Origin of the sequence: Saccharopolyspora gloriosae, assembly GCF_022828475.1 — a bacterium.
In the GTDB taxonomy this organism is placed as follows: domain Bacteria; phylum Actinomycetota; class Actinomycetes; order Mycobacteriales; family Pseudonocardiaceae; genus Saccharopolyspora_C; species Saccharopolyspora_C gloriosae_A.
On the sequence record NZ_CP059557.1, the window covers coordinates 834,432 to 851,994 of the forward strand.

General features: G+C 69.7%; 16 protein-coding genes and 1 pseudogene. 7 read left to right on the forward strand and 10 right to left on the reverse strand.

Going from position 1 to position 17,563, the window contains the following annotated elements:
* Positions 1-39 precede the first annotated feature (39 nt).
* On the forward strand, positions 40-1,083 hold the full coding sequence (gene yhjD, locus H2Q94_RS03550) for an inner membrane protein YhjD (protein WP_243791974.1): 1,044 nt from the start codon (positions 40-42) through the stop codon (positions 1,081-1,083).
* Positions 1,084-1,469: 386 nt separating this feature from the next.
* On the opposite strand, the gene H2Q94_RS03555 is transcribed toward yhjD, so the two are convergent.
* Entirely contained in the window at positions 1,470-2,771 is a 1,302-nt protein-coding gene (locus tag H2Q94_RS03555) for a D-alanyl-D-alanine carboxypeptidase family protein (protein ID WP_243791977.1), read from the reverse strand.
* Between the two features lie 296 nt (positions 2,772-3,067).
* On the opposite strand from H2Q94_RS03555, the gene H2Q94_RS03560 reads away from it, so the two are divergent.
* Positions 3,068-3,295 carry an SCO4848 family membrane protein gene (locus tag H2Q94_RS03560; protein WP_243791979.1) on the forward strand — a complete coding sequence of 76 codons (228 nt, stop codon included), beginning with the start codon at positions 3,068-3,070 and terminating at the stop codon, positions 3,293-3,295.
* 122 nt (positions 3,296-3,417) lie between these two features.
* Here H2Q94_RS03560 and H2Q94_RS03565 read toward each other — a convergent pair.
* Both H2Q94_RS03565 and H2Q94_RS03570 read right to left on the reverse strand, forming a co-directional pair.
* Positions 3,418-3,477, reverse strand: a pseudogene (locus H2Q94_RS03565) (hypothetical protein); the annotation flags it as partial.
* An 84-nt stretch (positions 3,478-3,561) separates the two neighbouring features.
* The gene (locus H2Q94_RS03570) at positions 3,562-4,326 is read right to left on the reverse strand and encodes an SDR family oxidoreductase (RefSeq protein ID WP_243791982.1); all 765 of its coding nucleotides are present in this window, start codon (positions 4,324-4,326) and stop codon (positions 3,562-3,564) included.
* A 100-nt stretch (positions 4,327-4,426) separates the two neighbouring features.
* On the opposite strand from H2Q94_RS03570, the gene H2Q94_RS03575 reads away from it, so the two are divergent.
* Positions 4,427-5,275 (forward strand): helix-turn-helix transcriptional regulator, encoded by an 849-nt coding sequence (locus H2Q94_RS03575; RefSeq protein WP_243791984.1) that lies wholly within the window; start codon positions 4,427-4,429, stop codon positions 5,273-5,275.
* Positions 5,276-5,371: 96 nt separating this feature from the next.
* Here H2Q94_RS03575 and H2Q94_RS03580 read toward each other — a convergent pair whose 3' ends face one another.
* The 4 genes from H2Q94_RS03580 to sdhC all read right to left on the reverse strand — a co-directional run bounded on the left by H2Q94_RS03580 (position 5,372) and on the right by sdhC (position 8,880).
* Positions 5,372-6,160 (reverse strand): succinate dehydrogenase iron-sulfur subunit, encoded by a 789-nt coding sequence (locus H2Q94_RS03580; RefSeq protein WP_243791985.1) that lies wholly within the window; start codon positions 6,158-6,160, stop codon positions 5,372-5,374.
* Positions 6,160-7,950 carry a succinate dehydrogenase flavoprotein subunit gene (gene sdhA, locus H2Q94_RS03585; protein WP_243791986.1) on the reverse strand — a complete coding sequence of 597 codons (1,791 nt, stop codon included), beginning with the start codon at positions 7,948-7,950 and terminating at the stop codon, positions 6,160-6,162. Before sdhA ends, H2Q94_RS03580 begins: the two co-directional genes overlap by 1 nt.
* A gap of 69 nt (positions 7,951-8,019) precedes the next feature.
* On the reverse strand, positions 8,020-8,439 hold the full coding sequence (locus H2Q94_RS03590) for a succinate dehydrogenase hydrophobic membrane anchor subunit (protein WP_243791987.1): 420 nt from the start codon (positions 8,437-8,439) through the stop codon (positions 8,020-8,022).
* Between the two features lie 3 nt (positions 8,440-8,442).
* The gene (sdhC, locus tag H2Q94_RS03595; RefSeq protein ID WP_243791988.1) at positions 8,443-8,880 is read right to left on the reverse strand and encodes a succinate dehydrogenase, cytochrome b556 subunit; all 438 of its coding nucleotides are present in this window, start codon (positions 8,878-8,880) and stop codon (positions 8,443-8,445) included.
* Positions 8,881-9,626: 746 nt separating this feature from the next.
* Here sdhC and H2Q94_RS03600 point away from each other — a divergent pair.
* Both H2Q94_RS03600 and H2Q94_RS03605 read left to right on the forward strand, forming a co-directional pair.
* Positions 9,627-10,004 carry a cytidine deaminase gene (locus H2Q94_RS03600; protein WP_243791989.1) on the forward strand — a complete coding sequence of 126 codons (378 nt, stop codon included), beginning with the start codon at positions 9,627-9,629 and terminating at the stop codon, positions 10,002-10,004.
* Positions 10,005-10,210: 206 nt separating this feature from the next.
* A complete protein-coding gene (locus tag H2Q94_RS03605) occupies positions 10,211-11,494 on the forward strand; it encodes a thymidine phosphorylase (RefSeq protein ID WP_243795503.1) in 1,284 nt (427 codons plus the stop codon).
* Positions 11,495-11,821: 327 nt separating this feature from the next.
* Here H2Q94_RS03605 and H2Q94_RS03610 read toward each other — a convergent pair whose 3' ends face one another.
* Entirely contained in the window at positions 11,822-13,030 is a 1,209-nt protein-coding gene (locus tag H2Q94_RS03610; protein ID WP_243791990.1) for an apolipoprotein A1/A4/E family protein, read from the reverse strand.
* Between the two features lie 287 nt (positions 13,031-13,317).
* Between H2Q94_RS03610 and H2Q94_RS03615 the strand changes: the two genes are divergently transcribed.
* Positions 13,318-14,406: an adenosine deaminase gene (locus H2Q94_RS03615; RefSeq protein WP_243791991.1), complete on the forward strand. Its 1,089-nt coding sequence runs from the start codon at positions 13,318-13,320 to the stop codon at positions 14,404-14,406.
* A gap of 64 nt (positions 14,407-14,470) precedes the next feature.
* On the opposite strand, the gene H2Q94_RS03620 is transcribed toward H2Q94_RS03615, so the two are convergent.
* A complete protein-coding gene (locus tag H2Q94_RS03620) occupies positions 14,471-15,697 on the reverse strand; it encodes a primosomal protein (protein ID WP_243791992.1) in 1,227 nt (408 codons plus the stop codon).
* A 236-nt stretch (positions 15,698-15,933) separates the two neighbouring features.
* Between H2Q94_RS03620 and H2Q94_RS03625 the strand changes: the two genes are divergently transcribed.
* Positions 15,934-16,485 (forward strand): SMI1/KNR4 family protein, encoded by a 552-nt coding sequence (locus H2Q94_RS03625; RefSeq protein ID WP_243795504.1) that lies wholly within the window; start codon positions 15,934-15,936, stop codon positions 16,483-16,485.
* Between the two features lie 223 nt (positions 16,486-16,708).
* On the opposite strand, the gene H2Q94_RS03630 is transcribed toward H2Q94_RS03625, so the two are convergent.
* Positions 16,709-17,557: an aldehyde dehydrogenase family protein gene (locus H2Q94_RS03630; protein WP_243795506.1), complete on the reverse strand. Its 849-nt coding sequence runs from the start codon at positions 17,555-17,557 to the stop codon at positions 16,709-16,711.
* Between the last annotated feature and the right edge of the window lie 6 nt (positions 17,558-17,563).

Consider the following 17,563-nt stretch of genomic DNA (forward strand, 5'->3'; position numbering starts at 1 on the left):
CCGTTCGGGGCAGTCCCGGATGGGCCTGGAGGTGAATCCGTGACGGATCGCAGTCAACCGGCGCGCAGCGCCACACCCGGTGATGGCGCCCCCGGACTGCTGGAACGGTTGCGGCGGGACCATCCCTCGCTGGACCGGTTGATCCGTGCGGCGGCGCGGTATCAGAACCAGTACGGCGACTACTACGCCGCCGCGATCACCTACTTCAGCGTGCTCGCGCTGGTGCCGCTGCTGATGATCTCGTTCGCCGCCGCCGGTTTTGTGCTGGCGGGCAACCCGGACCTGCTGGACCAGCTGCGCCGGTCGATCACCGAGGCGATCCCGAACCCGGAGATGAGCGGCATGCTCAACCAGGTCGTGGAACAGGCGATCGAGCAGGCGGGAGCGGTCGGGATCGTGGGCCTGCTCGTGGCGCTGTACTCGGGGCTCGGCTGGATGACCAACCTGCGCGAGGCGTTGACCGCGCAGTGGAGCCAGGACCAGCAGGCGCCGCCGATGCTGAAGCGGCTCGGGTCGGACCTGCTGTCGCTGTTCGGGTTGGGGCTGGCGATGGCGATCTCGTTCGGACTCAGCGCGATCGGCGGCGGCGCGGGGCGCGCGCTGTTCGGGTTGCTGGGCATCGGGAACACGCTGCCCGCGCGGATCGTGCTCAAGGTGCTCGCGATCCTGTTGTCTCTGCTGGCCGGCTGGCTGGTGTTCACCTGGGTGCTGGCGCGGCTGCCGCGCACTCCGGTGACGTTGCGCAGCGCCATGTGGGGCGGCCTGTTCGCCGCGGTCGGTTTCGAGGTGCTCAAGCAGGTCGGAGTGATCTACCTGGGCAGCGTCACCGGCTCTCCCGCGGCCGCCGCCTTCGGCCCGATCCTGGGCCTGCTCGTGTTCGCGTACCTGACCTCGCGCTTCATCCTGTTCGTCACGGCCTGGACGGCTTCAGCGGCGGAGAACGAACAACGCGCCCTGCCGGAGCCGCCCCCGCCGGCCGTGATCCGCCCGGAGGTGCGGGTCCGCAAGTCCGGCCGTGCCACGACCGTCGGCCTGTTCGGCCTGGGCGCCGTGCTCGGCTGGACCCTCCGCCGACGCCGCTGAGCGCGGTATTCAAGAGTCCGTGCGGCAATCGCCGTCCTGTCGGCGGCGACGCCGCCGAGGTTCCGCTGAGCGGCCGCCGATGCAGGTCATGCTGAAACGGCTCCACACCACGTGATCACTCGGACGGGCTAGGTAGTACTCGGGTAATCGCACTGCTTCGCCTCGAAGCGAGTCCCGGCATTCTCGTTTGTAGGAGTTGGTGGCGGGTGGCTCCGGTTGACCTTCGGACCACCCTCACGGTGCGACCCCGAACCGGTCACCGACTCCGGCCCCGTGCGGTGGCCACCGCACGGGGCGCGCGGCTCCCCGGCCCTGCCCCGAACCGGGCCGGGCGAGCCGTTTCTCCTGCTGAATCCCGGTTCTTCGTCCGGTAGGCGACCGCGGGATCAGGGATGGTCGGTTGCGTGATCGGCAGCGCGACGGGCGGCGGCGAGCTTGGCGCGGCGCCTGCGCAGCACGGCGAACGCACCGGCCACCACGATGATCAGCACCGCCAGCACGGTCAGCGGTCCGCCGACGGTGCCGTACATCGGTGAGGTCGGCTCGTCCACGTCGGCCGCGGCCTGCGGTCCCGGTTCCTGCTCGGCCTCCGATGTCGGCGACGGCTCGGTCACCAGCTCACCCACCGACGCGTCGCGCGGCAGCGAGAATCCGTAGTCGAGCAGGTCCATCGTGTACTTCGACTGCCGGACCGGCTTGTTCTCCCCGCGCAGCAGCACCGCGACCAGCCGCCTGCCGTCGCGTTCGGCCGCCGCGATGAAGGTGTGCCGCGCGTCGTCGGTGAAGCCGGTCTTGCCACCGAGCGCTCCCGGGTAGTTCCACAGCACGGCGTTGTCGCTTTCCACCGGCACCGGCGGCCCGCCCGGTTTGCCGGGCAGCTGGATCTCCCGCGTCGCCTCGGCTTTCGCGAACTCGGGGTGCTCCATCGCGGCGCGGAAGATCAACGCGAGGTCGTAGGCGGAGGTGCTCATCCCCGGACCGTCCAAACCGGACGGTGTGGCGGTGCGAGTGTCGTGCCCGCCGATCTCGGCGGCGAGCGCGTTCATCTTCGCGACGGTCCGATCAACGCCGCCGAGTTTCATCGCGAGCGCGTGCGCGGCGTCGTTGCCGGACTGCATGATCAGACCGGCCAGCACTTGCCGCACGGTGTAGTCGACGCCGGGTTCGAGCCCGACGCGGCTGCCTTCCTGGTCGGCGTCGGCCTGGGTCGCGACGATCCTGTCGTCCAGGTCGAGTTCGCGGATCGCCACCAGCGCGGTGAGCACTTTGATCGTGGAGGCCGGGCGGTGCCGCGCGTGCGGATCGCGGGCCGCCACGACCTCACCCGTGTCCAGGTCGGCCAGCACCCAGGACTGGGCGGCGATCGGATCGATCGGTGCGGGTGCGGCGCCGCGTGGCGTGACCTCCCCGCATTCGCCGAGCCGCGGGCCGCCGACGGGCTCGTCCGGGATCGGCAGCGGTTCCGGAGCGGGCACTCCCGGCGGCGGGACCTCGGAGGTGTCCACCGCCGCCGGTGGCGCCGCGGCGTCCGGACAGCTCGCCTGCGCGGGCGCCGCGGCCGCGGCCAGCGGCGTCAGCCCGAGCAGCAGGAGCGCGGCGCAGCCTGCCGTGGCGAGCCGCAGGCCCGCCGAGCTCGTCCGGTGGGTCGACCGCGACCCATGTTCAGAAAACGATCTGCGCTGATCCACTGACGCTCCCGAAGCTTTCGAGGTGTTCGGCGCGAATGCCGGATTTCTCGACGGAAACGGGGGCGTTGTGCGGACCGGGGCGACCGGGCGGTGAGCTCTCACGGGCACGAACTCAGGCTAGCGAACGCGGTTCCGCGATGATCCCCGGTAGGCGGAGATCATCGTGCGCACGGTGTACGAGCGGCCCCCGCGATCACGGCCCCCGGCACCGGAACCGCGCCGGTGCCGGGAGACCTGGACCACCTGCGGACCGGGCCGTGCGAGGACGGCCTCGAAGCGGGTCGATACTGGTCGGCGTGACGCTCTCCCGCCGTACCGCCCTGCTCCTGCTCGCCTTCGGCGTCTGGTCCTGGCTGCTGTGGCCGACCTTCTTCCGCAACATCTGGGTCAGCGAGAACTCCTGGCAGGCCGGCTCGCCGACCCCGTACCTCCTCGCGCACCTGGTGATCGCCGCGGTGTCGCTGGTGCTCGGCACCGCCATCGGGATCCTCGGCTGGAAGGCCTTCCGCGCCACCCGCTCCTGAACCGGGCGCCAACCTCCGGGCGACGGGGTGTGCGGCGACTGCTCGCCTCGGAGCATGGCGAGGGTCAGCACTCCGCCGCCGATTCCCCAGCCGCCATCGGCGACGTCCTCCACGAGGACGACGGTGGTGGTGCGGGCCTGTTCGCCGTAGATCTCGACGTACAGGTCGGTGACGCGGTGCACGAGCCGTTCCCGCTGCGCGGCGTCAGCGATCCGGCGGGCACTTTCAGGTTGGCGAAGGGCGCGGCCTCTCCGCTGACCTGTTGATCACTTGCCGTTCGGGTCGGCGGCGTTGAGCGCGGCCACCACCTGGTCGTAGTCGCCGCGCGCCTCGCCATAGCGGAGGAACTTCACCCGCTCGACCAGGACTTCCCGCGCTTCGGGCCGGGATTCGAGCAGGGCCATGACCTCGTCGGCGAACTCGTCCAGCGGCATCGCGTGCGCGCTGTCGCGCTGCCCGGGCAGCAGGTCGGTGCGCACGGCAGGCGGCGCGAGCTCCTGCATCCGCACGCTGGTGTCCGCCAGCTGCAGCCGCAGCGACTCGGTGAGCATGTGGATCGCGGCCTTCGACGCGTTGTAGCTGGGCGTGGCGCGCAGCGGGCTGAACGCCAGGCCGGAGGACACGGTGAGGACGGTGGCGTCCGGCCGCGCCTGCAGATGCTCGATGAACTCGGCGATGAGCCGGATCGGGCCGAGCACGTTCGTGGTGATGATGTCCTCGGCCGATTCGAGGAAACCGGCGGGCGCGTGCCAATCCTCGACGCGCATGATCCCCGCCATCGGGACGAGCACGTTGAGCTCGGGGTGCCGCGCCAGCACCTCGGCGGAGGCGTCCCGGATGCTCGCCGGGTCGGTGGTGTCGATCCGCACGGTGCTGATGCCGGGGTTCTCGGCGGCGATCCGCGCGAGCAGTTCCTCGCGGCGACCGCCGATGATGACGGTGTTCCCCTTGGCCTGGAGGCGCGTCGCGAGAGCGAGGCCGATGCCGCTGCCGGCCCCGGGGATGAAGATGGTGTTCCCACTGATGTGCATGCCACGAGTCTCAGCGCACGGCGCCCGCGCGTGCAGAGATCGGTTATCGGGGGATCCGCGGTCCCTGGTCGGCGACGGCGGCCGGAGTCATGCTGGTGGCATGGACCGAGCCGCACTCGCCACCTTCCTGGCCCGCCGCCGGGAGGCGTTGCGCCCCGCCGACGTCGGCCTGCCCCCGGGCGCGCGCAGGCGCACACCCGGGTTGCGGCGGGAGGAAGTGGCGTCGCTGGCCGGGATGTCCACGGACTACTACACGCGGCTGGAGCAGCGCCGCGGCCCGCACCCGAGCGCGCAGCTGTTGACCGCGCTGTCCAGGGCGCTGCGGCTGACCGGTGACGAGCGGGACTACCTGTTCCGGGTGGCCGGGCACAACGCCCCGACGCCGGTGCTCGCGGGGACGCACGTGGCGCCCGCGCTGCTGCGGGTCCTGGACCGGCTGGACGACACCCCGGCGATGATCCTTTCCGCGCTGGGGGAGACGCTGGTGCAGAACCGGATGGCCTGCGCCCTGCTCGGTGACCGCTCCGGGTACACCGGGCCGGCCCGCAGCGAGGTCTACCGCTGGTTCACCGACCCGGAGCACGAGCGCCGGATGTACCCGGAGGACGACCGGGACCGGCAGAGCCGCGCGCAGGTCGCGAACCTGCGCAACAGCTACGGGGCGATGGGCGACGCCTCCGCCGCCGGTGAGCTGGTGCGCGCGTTGCAGCGGGAGAGCGCGGAGTTCGCCGAGCTGTGGCAACGCCACGAGGTCGCGAAGCGCTTCGCGGATCACAAGACCCTGCTGCACCCCGAACTCGGGCCGATCGAGCTGGACTGCCAGGTCCTGTTCACCGAAGACCAGTCCCAAGCCCTGCTGGTGCTCACCGCGGCCCCGGGCACCGAAGGTCACGCCAAACTCGAACTCCTGGGCGTCGTGGGCCACGAACGTTTCACCGAGGCGCAGTGACCGGCGAGTCGTGCGCTTCCACGAGGCGAATTCGGCCGCTGAACGACAACGGCGCCCGGCTCCGGGAGGGAGCGGGCGCCGTTGTCGTGCTCGGGGTCAGCGGCGGCGGAACATCAGGGCTCGCTTGACCTCTTGGATCGCCTTGGTGACCTGGATGCCACGCGGGCAGGCGTCCGTGCAGTTGAACGTGGTGCGGCAGCGCCACACGCCGTCCACGTCGTTGAGGATGTCCAGGCGCTCCTCGGCGGCCTCGTCGCGGCTGTCGAAGATGAACCGGTGCGCGTTGACGATCGCCGCCGGGCCGAAGTACGAACCGTCCGACCAGTACACGGGGCACGAGGTGGTGCACGCCGCGCACAGGATGCACTTGGTGGTGTCGTCGAAGCGCTCGCGCTCGGCGACGGACTGGGTGCGCTCCCGCGTCGGTGCGTTGCCCGAAGTGACCAAGTACGGCTTGATCGCCCGGTACGCCTCGAAGAACGGCTCCATGTCGACGAGCAGGTCCTTGTGGACCGGCAGGCCCTTGATCGGCTCGACGCTGATCGTCGTCTCACCGTTCTTCGAGAGCAGGTCCTTCATCAGGACCTTGCACGCCAAGCGGTTGACGCCGTTGATGCGCATCGCGTCCGAGCCGCAGACACCGTGCGCGCACGACCGGCGGAACGTCAGCGAGCCGTCGACGTACCACTTGATGTAGTGCAGCAGGTTCAGCACGCGGTCACTGGGCAGCGCCGGGATCCGGAAGGACTCCCAGTGCAGGTCCTCGTCGACCTCAGGGTTGAACCGCTGGATGCGGACCGTGACCATGGTCGCGCCCTCGGGGATCGGCGGTGCGTCCGAAGGCAGGTCGGTGGTCTGTTCGGTGTTCGTGACGGTTGCGGTCATCAGTACTTACGCTCCATCGGCTGGTACCGGGTCACGACGACGGGCTTGTAGTCCAACCGGATGTCGGACTGGAAGCCGGTCAGTCCCAGTGGCGCGTTCGGATCCTCGGCGTCGGGCAGCTGCTTGTACGACATGCTGTGGCGCATGAAGTTCGTGTCGTCGCGGGCGGTGTAGTCCTCGCGGGCGTGCCCGCCGCGGGACTCCTTGCGCGCCAGCGCCGCGTGCACCAGCGACTCCGCGAGGTCCAGCAGGAAGCCGAGCTCGATGGCCTCCAGCAGGTCCGAGTTGAACCGCTTGCCCTTGTCGTGGACCGCGATCCGGCCGTAGCGCTCCTTGAGCGCCTGCACGTCCGACAGCGCCTGCTTCAAGGTCTCCTCGGTGCGGTACACCGAGGCGTTCGCGTCCATCGTCTCCTGCAGCTCGGTGCGGATCGTGGCGACCCGCTCCCCGCCGTGCGCGGTGCGCAGGTGTTCGACCATGCCCTCGACGAGCTTCGCGGGCTCTTCCGGGAGCTCCACGTGCTCGTTGCCGTTGGCGTACTCCGCGGCGGCGATGCCCGCGCGGCGGCCGAACACGTTGATGTCCAGCAGCGAGTTCGTGCCGAGGCGGTTCGAGCCGTGGACCGAGACGCACGCGCACTCGCCCGCGGCGTACAGGCCGCGCACGGTGGTCTCGTTGTCCTTGAGCACCTCACCGACGATGTTGGTGGGGATACCGCCCATCGCGTAGTGCGCGGTCGGGTACACCGGCACCGGCTCGGCGGTCGGCTCCACGCCCAGGTAGGTGCGGGAGAACTCGGTGATGTCCGGCAGCTTCTGCTCCAGCACGTCCGCGCCGAGGTGCGTGACGTCGAGCAGCACGTAGTCCTTGTTCGGACCGGCGCCGCGGCCTTCCAGCACTTCCAGGGCCATGGAACGGGCGACGATGTCGCGCGGCGCCAAGTCCTTGATCGTCGGGGCGTAGCGCTCCATGAAGCGTTCGCCGTCGGCGTTGCGCAGGATGCCGCCCTCGCCGCGGACCGCCTCCGAGATGAGGATGCCCAGCCCGGCCAGACCGGTCGGGTGGAACTGGTAGAACTCCATGTCCTCCAGCGGCAGGCCCTTGCGGTAGATGATGCCCATGCCGTCACCGGTGAGGGTGTGGGCGTTGGACGTCGTCTTGAAGACCTTGCCGAAACCGCCGGTGGCGAACACGACGGACTTCGCCTCGAAGACGTGGATCTCGCCGGTGGCGAGCTCGTAGGCGATGGCGCCGGTGCAGACCTCTTCGCCGTTCTCGTCCTCGCTCATGGTGACGTCGAGGACGTAGAACTCGTTGAAGAACTCCACGCCGTGCTTGATGCAGTTCTGGTACAGCGTCTGCAGGATCATGTGGCCGGTGCGGTCCGCGGCGTAGCAGGCCCGGCGCACCGGGGACTTGCCGTGGTCACGGGTGTGTCCGCCGAACCGGCGCTGGTCGATCTTGCCTTCCGGCGTCCGGTTGAACGGCAGCCCCATCTTCTCCAGGTCCAGCACCGAGTCGATGGCCTCCTTGGCCATGACCTCGGCGGCGTCCTGGTCGACGAGGTAGTCGCCGCCCTTGATGGTGTCGAAGGTGTGCCACTCCCAGTTGTCCTCTTCGACGTTGGCCAGCGCAGCGCACATGCCGCCCTGGGCCGCGCCGGTGTGGGAGCGCGTGGGGTAGAGCTTCGTCAGCACGGCGGTCCGGGCGCGCTGGCCCGACTCGATCGCCGCGCGCATCCCGGCGCCGCCGGCGCCGACGATGACCACGTCGTACTTGTGGTGTTGCATGGTCGCCTCCTAGGGCCGATGGCGAGGCCGCCCGCTCAAGTGCGGGGCCTCGAAGCCTGCGCTGTGTGCTCAGCCGATGTTCGGGTCGAAGGTGAAGAGCACGAAGGTGCCCAGCACGACCGTGATCAGGACCGAGACGTACAGCAGCATCTTCAGCCAGAACCGGGTGGCGTCCTTGCGGGAGTAGTCGTTGATCACGGTGCGAAGCCCGTTGCCGCCGTGCAGGCTGGCCAGCCACAACATCGTGAGGTCCCACAGCTGCCAGAACGGGGAGGCCCAGCGCCCCGCGACGAACGCGAAGTTGATCCGGTGCACCCCGCCGTCCAGGAACAGCATGATCAGCATGTGCCCGAGGACCAGGAACAGCAGCAACACGCCCGACAGGCGCATGAACAGCCAGCTGTAGAGCTCGAAGTTGCTGCGGCGGGCGGCCGGGCGCTTCGGGGACCGCGGTTTGTCGACCGACAGCGGCGCGTCAATGGTGGTCATGGGTCAGTGCCCCCCGAACAGTTCCGTGACGGCGCGCGTGAGCATGCTGATGGCGGCGGGAACGATGAGCACCAGCCAGACCACCAGAACGGTCCAGAGCATCGGCTTCTGGTATTTCGGCCCGTTCGCCCAGAAGTCGACCAGCATGACGCGGATGCCGTTGAACGCGTGGAACAGCACCGCCGCGAGCAGACCCAGTTCGAACAGGATCATGATCGGGCTTTTGTAGGTTTCGATGACCGTGTCGTACGCCTCGGGCGATACCCGCACGAGAGCGGTGTCCAACACGTGCACGAACAGGAAGAAGAATGTGAGCACGCCCGTGATGCGGTGCGCTACCCACGACCACATGCCCAAATCACCGCGGTAGAGGGTTCCCTTGGCACGAGGATTGCCCTCGCGCTGGGGGGCCTCCGCCGCGGAGGCGGTGGTGCTGGCCATGGTGGAAGGCCTCCAACGTCGCTGGTGGACTGACGACCCGTTCGGGAACGTGACGACCGGTCCGAGTCGTCAACATTCGTACGCCCGTCACCGGCCACCTGAACTAGGGCCTGGACTTCTCGGATGCTAGACCCGCGCCATCCTTGCGGCCTACTCGCCTGTGCTCTGTGTGATCGACCAGACAAAGGCCCCAGCCTGGTGGATCGATGTAGAAATCAACTCGTGACACAAGGCAATGCGAAAGCAGCAGCGTCAAGACTTAATTTCGAGAGTCACGTCACCGGACGTGAGCCGCGTATCGGATCGGCCGATTCCAAGTGGAAATCACACCGCGCGGAGGCGGGCCTCGGCAGGCTGCCCGGAATCCTTCCCGAACGGGAGCCGGAGATCGGGCCGTCGGAAGTGCGCGGCGAGGCTTTTTCGCCAACGACGCCACCGCCACCGGGCTGGAGCGGGCGAAGGCCGACCTGGGCTTGGCGGAGACGAAGGAGCTCGATGCCGCCGCCGGTGCGCCCGAGCACCCGGAGCCGGCGCGGCTGCGGTGCCGCAGGGCCGGCTCGACGGGCGGTGGTGACGTGATCGACCAGGCGGCGGGGTCGCTTCGCCGCAAGGCACGGCTTCGCCGCCCTTCGCGGGCGTCTGCGTCGGCGAGGAGCCGGGCGGAGGTCGCGTCGCGGGGCTCCCGCCCGTCGGTGGCCGGGCAGGTGCGACATTCATGGGGGAGATCGGACGAGGGCGGGAGCGGCATGGAGACGGTGAACTGGGAGGCGCTGCGTGCGGCGGCCGTGGAGGTCGCGGCGAAGGCGTACTGCCCCTACTCGAAGCTCCAAGTGGGCGCGGCGGCGATCTGCGACGACGGGCGACTGGTCGTCGGCTGCAACGTCGAGAACGGCTCTTACGGGGTGACGCTGTGCGCCGAGTGCACGATGGCGGGGCAGCTGCGGCTCACCGGCGGCGGCAGGTTCGTCGCCGTGGCCTGCCGCAGCGGTCAAGGTGAGCTGCTCATGCCGTGCGGGCGATGTCGTCAGCTGCTGTACGAGCTCGGCGGCCCCGACTGCCAGGTCGACACCCCGCGCGGCATCGCCCGGATGCGGGAGGTCCTCCCGGACGCGTTCGAGCTCTGAGGGATTCCGCTGCGAGCGCGCGCAGGTGTTCGGGGGACCTCGCGCCGCGCGGGTGGTCGCTTCGCCGCCGGCAGGGCGCGGATCGAAGCCATCCCGCACGGGCTCGGCACCGCGGCGCGTTCTCGCCGCGGGCGACAATCCGGGGCGCGAGGTGATCTCATCGCCGGCAGCACCCGGCGCCGGGCCGGGGATGGTGAGGGGATCGTCTGATGGCGCACTCGGTGATCGACGTGATCCGCGCGAAGCGCGACGGCGACCGTCTCGACGACGAGCAGATCGACTGGGTGGTCGACGCCTACACTCGCGGCGAGGTGGCCGAGGAGCAGATGGCGGCGCTGGCGATGGCGGTTCTGCTGCGCGGCATGGATCGCGCCGAGACGGCCCGCTGGACCGCGGCGATGATCGGCTCCGGCGAGCGGCTCGACCTCGCAGGCGTCCCGCGCTCCACAGTGGACAAGCACTCGACCGGCGGGGTCGGCGACAAGATCACTTTGCCGCTCACTCCGCTGGTCGCGGCGTGCGGAGCGGCGGTGCCGCAGCTGTCCGGCCGTGGACTCGGGCACACCGGCGGCACGCTGGACAAGCTGGAGTCCGTTCCCGGTTGGAACGCACGGCTGTCGGCGGCCGAGATCCGCGCTCAACTCACCGAGATCGGCGCCGTGGTGTGCGCGGCCACCGAGGGCATCGCGCCCGCCGACCGCAAGCTCTACGCGCTGCGCGACGTCACCGGCACCGTCGAGTCCATCCCGTTGATCGCCAGCTCGATCATGAGCAAGAAGATCGCGGAGGGCGCCGAATCCCTGGTGCTCGACGTGAAATGCGGTTCCGGCGCGTTCATGAAGGACCTGGATCAGGCGCGGGCGCTGGCCGATGAGCTGGTCTCGATCGGCACCGCGCACGGCGTCCGAGCGAGCGCACTGCTCACCGACATGTCGGTGCCGCTGGGCGTCGCCGTGGGCAATGCGCTGGAGGTGGCCGAGTCCGTCGAGGTGCTGCAGGGCGGCGGCCCGGCGGACGTGGTCGAGCTGACGCTGGCACTGGCGCGGGAAATGCTCACCCACGCAGGTCTGTCCGATGTGGACCCGGCGGAGGTGCTGTCATCGGGGAGGGCCTTCGACTCCTGGCGCGCGATGATCGGCGCCCAGGGCGGTGATCCGGACGCGGAACTGCCCACGGCCGCGCACGTCGAGACCTTCGAGGCCCCGGCGACCGGAATTCTGTCTACTTTGGACGCCTATGCGGTGGGGCTCGCCGCATGGCGGCTGGGCGCGGGCCGCGCCCGCAAGGAGGACGCCGTGCAGCACGCCGCAGGCATCCGCTGCCTGGCGAAACCGGGCGACCAGGTCACCGAGGGCGCCCCGCTGCTCGAACTCCACACCGACACCCCCGACAAGCTCCCCGCCGCCCGCGAGGCCCTGGCGGAAACCGTCACGATCACCTCTGAGGCCCCCGCTCGAACCCCGCTGATCCTCGACACGATCCGCCCCTGACCGGCCTGCAGTGCGGGGCGAGTGAACGGACCGTTCGTCCAACCGGACTGGACGAACGGTCCGTTCACTCCACCGACACCCGCGAGCGACGTCCACCCCGGAGATGAGTGAACGGACTGTTCGTCCCATCTAGTCGGACGAACGGTCCGTTCACTCTGAACCCGAACCCGCGGGGGCGACGGCTGATCGAAATGAGTGAACGGACCGTTCATCCAACGAGACTGGACGAACGGTCCGTTCACTCCCGGACAAGCCTCCTGGCGGCATCGGAAATGCGACAGGGCCGCGGTTCCCGGAGGAACCGCGGCCCTGGCCGGTGCTGGGAGGTCAGGCGCTCTCGGCGGCGTAACCCTCGTCGGAGGAGTCGTCCGAGCCCAGTGCCTTGGCGTCACCGTCGCGCTTGGCGCTCTTCGAGCGACCACGGTTGTTGCGCTGCTGGCGGGGCAGCGTGGTGGGCGGCGGCGGGCTGGACGGCCCGCTGCCACCGAGGATCAGCTCCGCGAACGTGGCCATGGCCTCGTCCAGCTGACCGGCGTGCCGCCGCTCGGTCTCCTCGTTGGCCTGGCGGACCATCGTGTCCACCGCGTCGGAGTCCGGCCGCGAGGCGAGGGTGCCGCTGATCTGCGACAGGTTCTGCGCCAGCGTGCCGCCGAGCTCGCCGAGGCCGGACTTGACGCCCTCTTCGACGGTGTCGAGCCGGGTGCTGACGCCCTGCTCGACCGCCTCGATGCGGGTGTGCACGTTGTCCTCGACGTTGTCCAACCGGCCGGACACGCGGTCGAGCCGCTCGGTGAGCTGCTCCAGCCGCTCGGCCAGCTTGTCCAGCTTCTCCGTCGGGTCCACCGCGGGACGCTCGGCGAGCGCGTCGAGGCCGGTCTGCAGCTGGTCGCGGCTGCCGGAGACGGCTTCGGTGAGCGCGCCCTGCACGCCGCTGCCGGTCTCGGTGACCGCGCGCTGCAGGGATTCGCGGGTGCCGTCGAGGTGCTCGTGCACGCCCTCGTCGATCTCGGCGAACCGGCCGCGCAGGCTGGTCTCCAGGCCGTCGATGCGCTCGCGGACCTGACCGGTCACCGAACCCGGAATCGCTTCCAGGCGGGTGTCCTGCTTGTCGAGGTGGCCGCCGAGCTCGTCGAGGCGCTTGTGGATGTGGGCGAGCTTGTCCTCCAACCCGTCCATCCGGCCCGCGACGCCGTCGAAGCGTCCGGAGACGCCGTCGAGCCGGCCGTCGAGCTGCGCGAACGGCTTGGCGAGCTTGTCGAACAGGCCGTCCACGGCGAGCTTGACGTCGCCGATGACCCCGTCTTGGGCGTCGATCTTGGAGAGCGCTTCGTCGACGCGCTCGGTCAGCACGCCGAGCTCGGTGCGGTCGGGGAGCTCGGACAGCCGCTTGCGGACGGAGCCCAGCGATTCGAGCGGGGACATCCGGGCGTGGATCTCGTCGAGTGCGTCGAAAATCTGCTGCTGCTCGCTCTCGCGGATTTCGGCCGCACGCGTGAGCATGTTCCGCATGCGGTCGAAGGACATGTTCTCGTTCACGGCTCGGACGTCCTTCGTCGAGGGGCAGGTGAGGACTAATGGAGCGTAGCTACTCGATTCCCGCGTTCCCAGCCGCCCCCGGATACATTGAGTTAGCGCATCGGGATCCGTCACTCTGAATGATGGTCGAGAACTAGGCCGTTCAGCCCAGTGTTCGTGTATGTCAATAGGGCGCCAGGGTTGCGCTTAGGCTATCCGGGTGACTTCTGCGGGTACGTGCATTCGGGTGGTTTTTCGGCCGCCGCAGCCCGCGCGAAGCGTCCGTAGCCGGGTTGTAACGTAGTGCCATGTCAACACCGGTGAGCTTGGACACGATCCGACTGGCCCCCAAAGTCCTGCTGCACGACCACCTCGACGGTGGCCTGCGGCCGCAGACGGTCATCGACCTGGCCGCCGAAGTCGGTTACGCGGGGCTGCCGCACCAGGACGCGGAAACGCTCGGTTCGTGGTTTCGGGAAGCGGCGGACTCGGGCTCGTTGGAGCGGTACCTGGAGACGTTCGCGCACACCGTGGCCGTGATGCAGACCGCGGAGGCGCTACGTCGGGTATCCGCCGAATGTGTCGAGGACCTGGCGGCCGATGGGGTGGTCTACGCCGAGGTTCGCTACGCGCCGGAGTTGTTCCAGGACGGCGGATTGAGCCTGTCGGAGATCGTGGAATCCGTACAGGAGGGATTCCGCGAAGGTGAACGCCGTGCGGAATCGCAAGGAAAACTTATCCGGATCGGAACATTGCTCTGCGCGATGCGGCAGAACGCGCGTTCCGCGGAAATCGCGGAACTCGCGGTGCGCTATCGGGACGCCGAGGTGGTGGGTTTCGACATCGCGGGTCCGGAGGCCGGATTCCCGCCCACCCGCAACCTGGACGCCTTCGAATACCTGCGCCAGCAGAACGCGCACTTCACCGTCCACGCAGGTGAGGCGTTCGGGTTGCCGTCCATCTGGGAGGCCATCCAGCACTGCGGCGCGGAGCGGCTCGGGCACGGCGTGCGGATCGTCGACGACATCAAGGTCGACGACGACGGCGAGGTGCGCCTGGGCAGGTTGGCGTCCTACGTGCGGGATCGGCGCATCCCGCTGGAGATGTGCCCGTCGTCGAACTTGCAGACCGGTGCCGCGGCCTCGCTCGCCGACCACCCGATCGGACTGCTGAGCCGGCTGCGGTTCCGCGTCACGGTGAACACCGACAACCGCTTGATGAGCCACTGCACGATGTCCAGCGAGTTCGCCGCGCTGCACGAGACGTTCGGTTACGGCTGGGCGGACATGCAGTGGTTCACGGTGAACGCGATGAAGTCCTCGTTCCTCGGCTTCGACGATCGCCTGGCGATCATCAACGACGCGATCAAGCCCGGCTACGCGACCCTGATGGGCTGATCGCAGGTTCCGCGCAAGCGAAACGGGCCGCCCGAATCGTCGGGCGGCCCGTTCACGTTGCCGGTCAGTGCTTGCGCAGGCGCTGGTCCTCGAACTGCGTGACGAGTTCCCGCCAGGCCGCGACCTCCGCGTCGAACGGCGGGCTCGGGGGCAACCGGTTCGGGCTGGGACGCAGCACGAACGACACCAGCCAGCCGAGCCGCTCCGAAGGCTGCAGCGCCTCGTCCACGGTCTTGTCGTCGGCCCAGGCGGCGGCGTCCAGCAGCAGTTCCTCGGCCAGATCCAGCTGATTCGGGTCCACTTCGGACGGTCCGGCTGCGAGGTCGTCGTCCAGCCCGGTGAACGCGTAGCTGTTGTCCGGGTCGACCTCGATCTCCAGCTCACCGCCGGTCGCCCGCTGCGTCACCTGCGGCCAGGTCGCTACTCGCGCCAGGTCGTTGTCCTCCAACGCCTCGCCCTCGGCGAGGAACCGGGCGAGCGCGCGCGGCGAGCCGAACACGTCGATGCGCCCGTCGGAACCGAGGAACACCGGGTCGTCGTCGAGGTAGCAGCGCAGCGAGTAGAACTCGCCCTGACCTGTGATGATCCGGATCGGGTCGATGCCGATCTCGCCCCAGAAGCCGGGCTCGGATTCCTCGTCCACCGGGTCCACATCGGACTCGGAGTCGGTCTGTTCGGCCTCGTCGTGCTCCAGGGCCTCGGCGAGCTCGGTCTCCGCGGTGGCCACGGCGTCCGCGGGCACCTCCGGAGTGCTCACGACGGAGTCGAGCGCGTCGAGCAGCTCGTCCCAGCGCTCGGCGACCACGGCGCACAGCTCGGACCAGCGCTTCTGCCCGTCCTTGCCGGTGAACACGAGGGTGCCCTGGTCGAGCAGGCTGAAGCCGTCCGCCGCGTCGAGGACCTCGTGCACGGTGTCCAGTTCGCACACGTCGGCCAGCGAGCGCGCGATCTCCACGATGTCGTGCAGCTCGTTGATCGCCCAGACGTCCGGCGTCTCGGCCACCAGCTCGGGCACGCCCACCAGGTCGAACTGGTGATCCTCGTCCGGATTCAGCTCGACCGCCGACAACGCGGGAACCACGTGCCAGGCGGGGTGATCGTCGAGGTCGTGTTCGCGTGCGGTGCGCACGAACGCGGCGAGCCTCGCGGCGTCGGGGAACGCGTAGAGGTCCTCCTCGTGGCCGAGGAAGGCCTCCCAGTCCTCGCCGTCCTCCCGCCATCGCGGTGCCCACAAGGTGACCACGTCACCTTGTGGTAGCCCCAGTTCGATGGGGACGATGTCCTGCGCCATCTTCCTACCTCCGGTCGCCGAACCAGACGTCCGCGAAGCCTACGGGTTGCCCGACGCACGCCTGCCGTCCGGTCGGGCTGCCTACCGTATCGACCTTGTCGAGCCGGTTCGCAACCACTGGGGTCGCCACGGTCGTCCGAGGTGAGAAGCGGCGCGGTCACGGTTGGCGGTACCGGCGCCCCGTCGCCCCGTCGATCATGATGCGAATGGATGTCACGGAGCTGTGGACGAGAATCGTGCTTTGGTTGGGTGAGCACGCCCCGGTGACCGCAGCGGCCCTGCTTCCGCCTTCCGCGCCACCGGATTTCGCCGAGCTGGAAACGGAATTCGAGATCCGGTTGCCGGAGGAGCTGCGGGAGTGGTGGACCAGCTGTGGCGGCACCGACGGTGACGTCCTCGCCGATGTGCTGCCGCCGTTCTACACGCCCTACAGCGCGCAGCGCGCGTGGGAAGTGTGGAGCGGGCACCGCAAGATCTGGGCGGCGCAGTGGGAACGTCCCGCGTGCGACTACTACGCGGGCTCGCCGGGGTCGAGTTATCACCCGGCGTGGATTCCCATCGCCGGGGACGGGTTCGCCGATGAGCTGGTGGTGGACCTGCGGCCGGGACCGATGCGCGGGTGCGTGCTGGAGTGGGAGCAAGAGGCCGGGCAGGTGCAACGTCCGGAGTGGCGCAGCATTTCGGCGATGCTCACCGACGTGCACCGGTCGTTGACCGAGGGCGCCTCCGCCGGGCACAGCCACCCGACGGTCACCGAGGACGGCAGGTTGGACTGGCAGATCCGCTGACGCCGCCGGCGGTCCGCGCGCCGGTCGGGAGGCGCGGACCGCCGGTGACGCCGGCGCGGTCCGCCCGCCGGGCCGCTTCCCCGAATCACCGCCCACCTGAATCGCAGCAGGTGGGCGGTTCGCGTTCAGGGGCCGGTGGGGCGATCGCCATCCGGCCTTGGCCGGAGGATGCTCCAAAGGTGTATTCCACCGCGAACGCGGTCCGCACGATCGAGCGATGCGCTCAGGTGCCGATGGGGTGCCAGACGGTTTTGAGTTCGGTGTAGGCGCGGAGGCGCTCCAGGCCGGGGGCGGCGGTCCAGTCGGGTTCGGTGCGGCCGGGACGCAGCACGCGCGTGACGGTGTCCGCCGCGGCCCGTTCCAGTTCCGGGCGCAGTTCGGGCGGGGCGCCGGTGAGGTCGAGGGCGTTGACGTCGGCGTGCGAAGCCAGCCGGGGCGCGAGTTCTTCGGCCGTGCCCGTGAGCAGGTTGACCACGCCGCCGGGCACGTCGGAGGTCGCGAGCACCTCGGACAGCGTGATCGCGGGCAGCGGGCGCTGCGCGCTCGTCACGACCACGCCGGTGTTGCCCGCCGCCAGCACCGGGGCGAGCACGCTCACCAGTCCCAGCAGCGAGGAGTCCTGCGGCGCGAGGACGCCGACGACACCGGTCGGCTCGGGCACGCTGAACGAGAAGTACGGCCCTGCCACCGGATTCGCCGCGCCCAGCACTCCGGTGATCTTGTCGGTCCAGCCCGCGAACCACACGACCCGGTCTATCGCCGCGTCCACCTGAGCCGACGCCGCGTCCGAGGTGATCCCCTCGGCGGCGGCGACCTCGGCCGCGAACTGCGCGCGGCGGCCCTCCATCACCTCGGCGACGCGGAACAGCACTTGGCCGCGGTTGTAGGCGGTGGCGCCGGACCAGCCGGGAAAGGCCTTGCGTGCGGCGGCGACCGCGTCCCGGACGTCCTTGCGGGAGGCCAGTGCCGCGTTCGCCAGCAGCGTTCCGTCCGCGGCGTGCACCGGGTACACCCGGCCCGACTCGGAACGCGGGAACTTGCCGCCGACGTAGAGCTTGTAGGTCTTGGCCACCGCGAC

Excerpts from the sequence above, each read along its gene's own strand:
- sdhA (WP_243791986.1), bottom strand. The coding sequence starts at position 7,950 with ATGCAACACCACAAGTACGACGTGGTCATCGTCGGCGCCGGCGGCGCC.
- H2Q94_RS03570 (WP_243791982.1), bottom strand. The coding sequence starts at position 4,326 with ATGCACATCAGTGGGAACACCATCTTCATCCCCGGGGCCGGCAGCGGC.
- sdhC (WP_243791988.1), bottom strand. The coding sequence starts at position 8,880 with ATGGCCAGCACCACCGCCTCCGCGGCGGAGGCCCCCCAGCGCGAGGGC.
- H2Q94_RS03590 (WP_243791987.1), bottom strand. The coding sequence starts at position 8,439 with ATGACCACCATTGACGCGCCGCTGTCGGTCGACAAACCGCGGTCCCCG.
- H2Q94_RS03580 (WP_243791985.1), bottom strand. The coding sequence starts at position 6,160 with ATGACCGCAACCGTCACGAACACCGAACAGACCACCGACCTGCCTTCG.
- H2Q94_RS03620 (WP_243791992.1), bottom strand. The coding sequence starts at position 15,697 with ATGGCGCAGGACATCGTCCCCATCGAACTGGGGCTACCACAAGGTGAC.
- H2Q94_RS03575 (WP_243791984.1), top strand. The coding sequence starts at position 4,427 with ATGGACCGAGCCGCACTCGCCACCTTCCTGGCCCGCCGCCGGGAGGCG.
- H2Q94_RS03600 (WP_243791989.1), top strand. The coding sequence starts at position 9,627 with ATGGAGACGGTGAACTGGGAGGCGCTGCGTGCGGCGGCCGTGGAGGTC.
- H2Q94_RS03615 (WP_243791991.1), top strand. The coding sequence starts at position 13,318 with ATGTCAACACCGGTGAGCTTGGACACGATCCGACTGGCCCCCAAAGTC.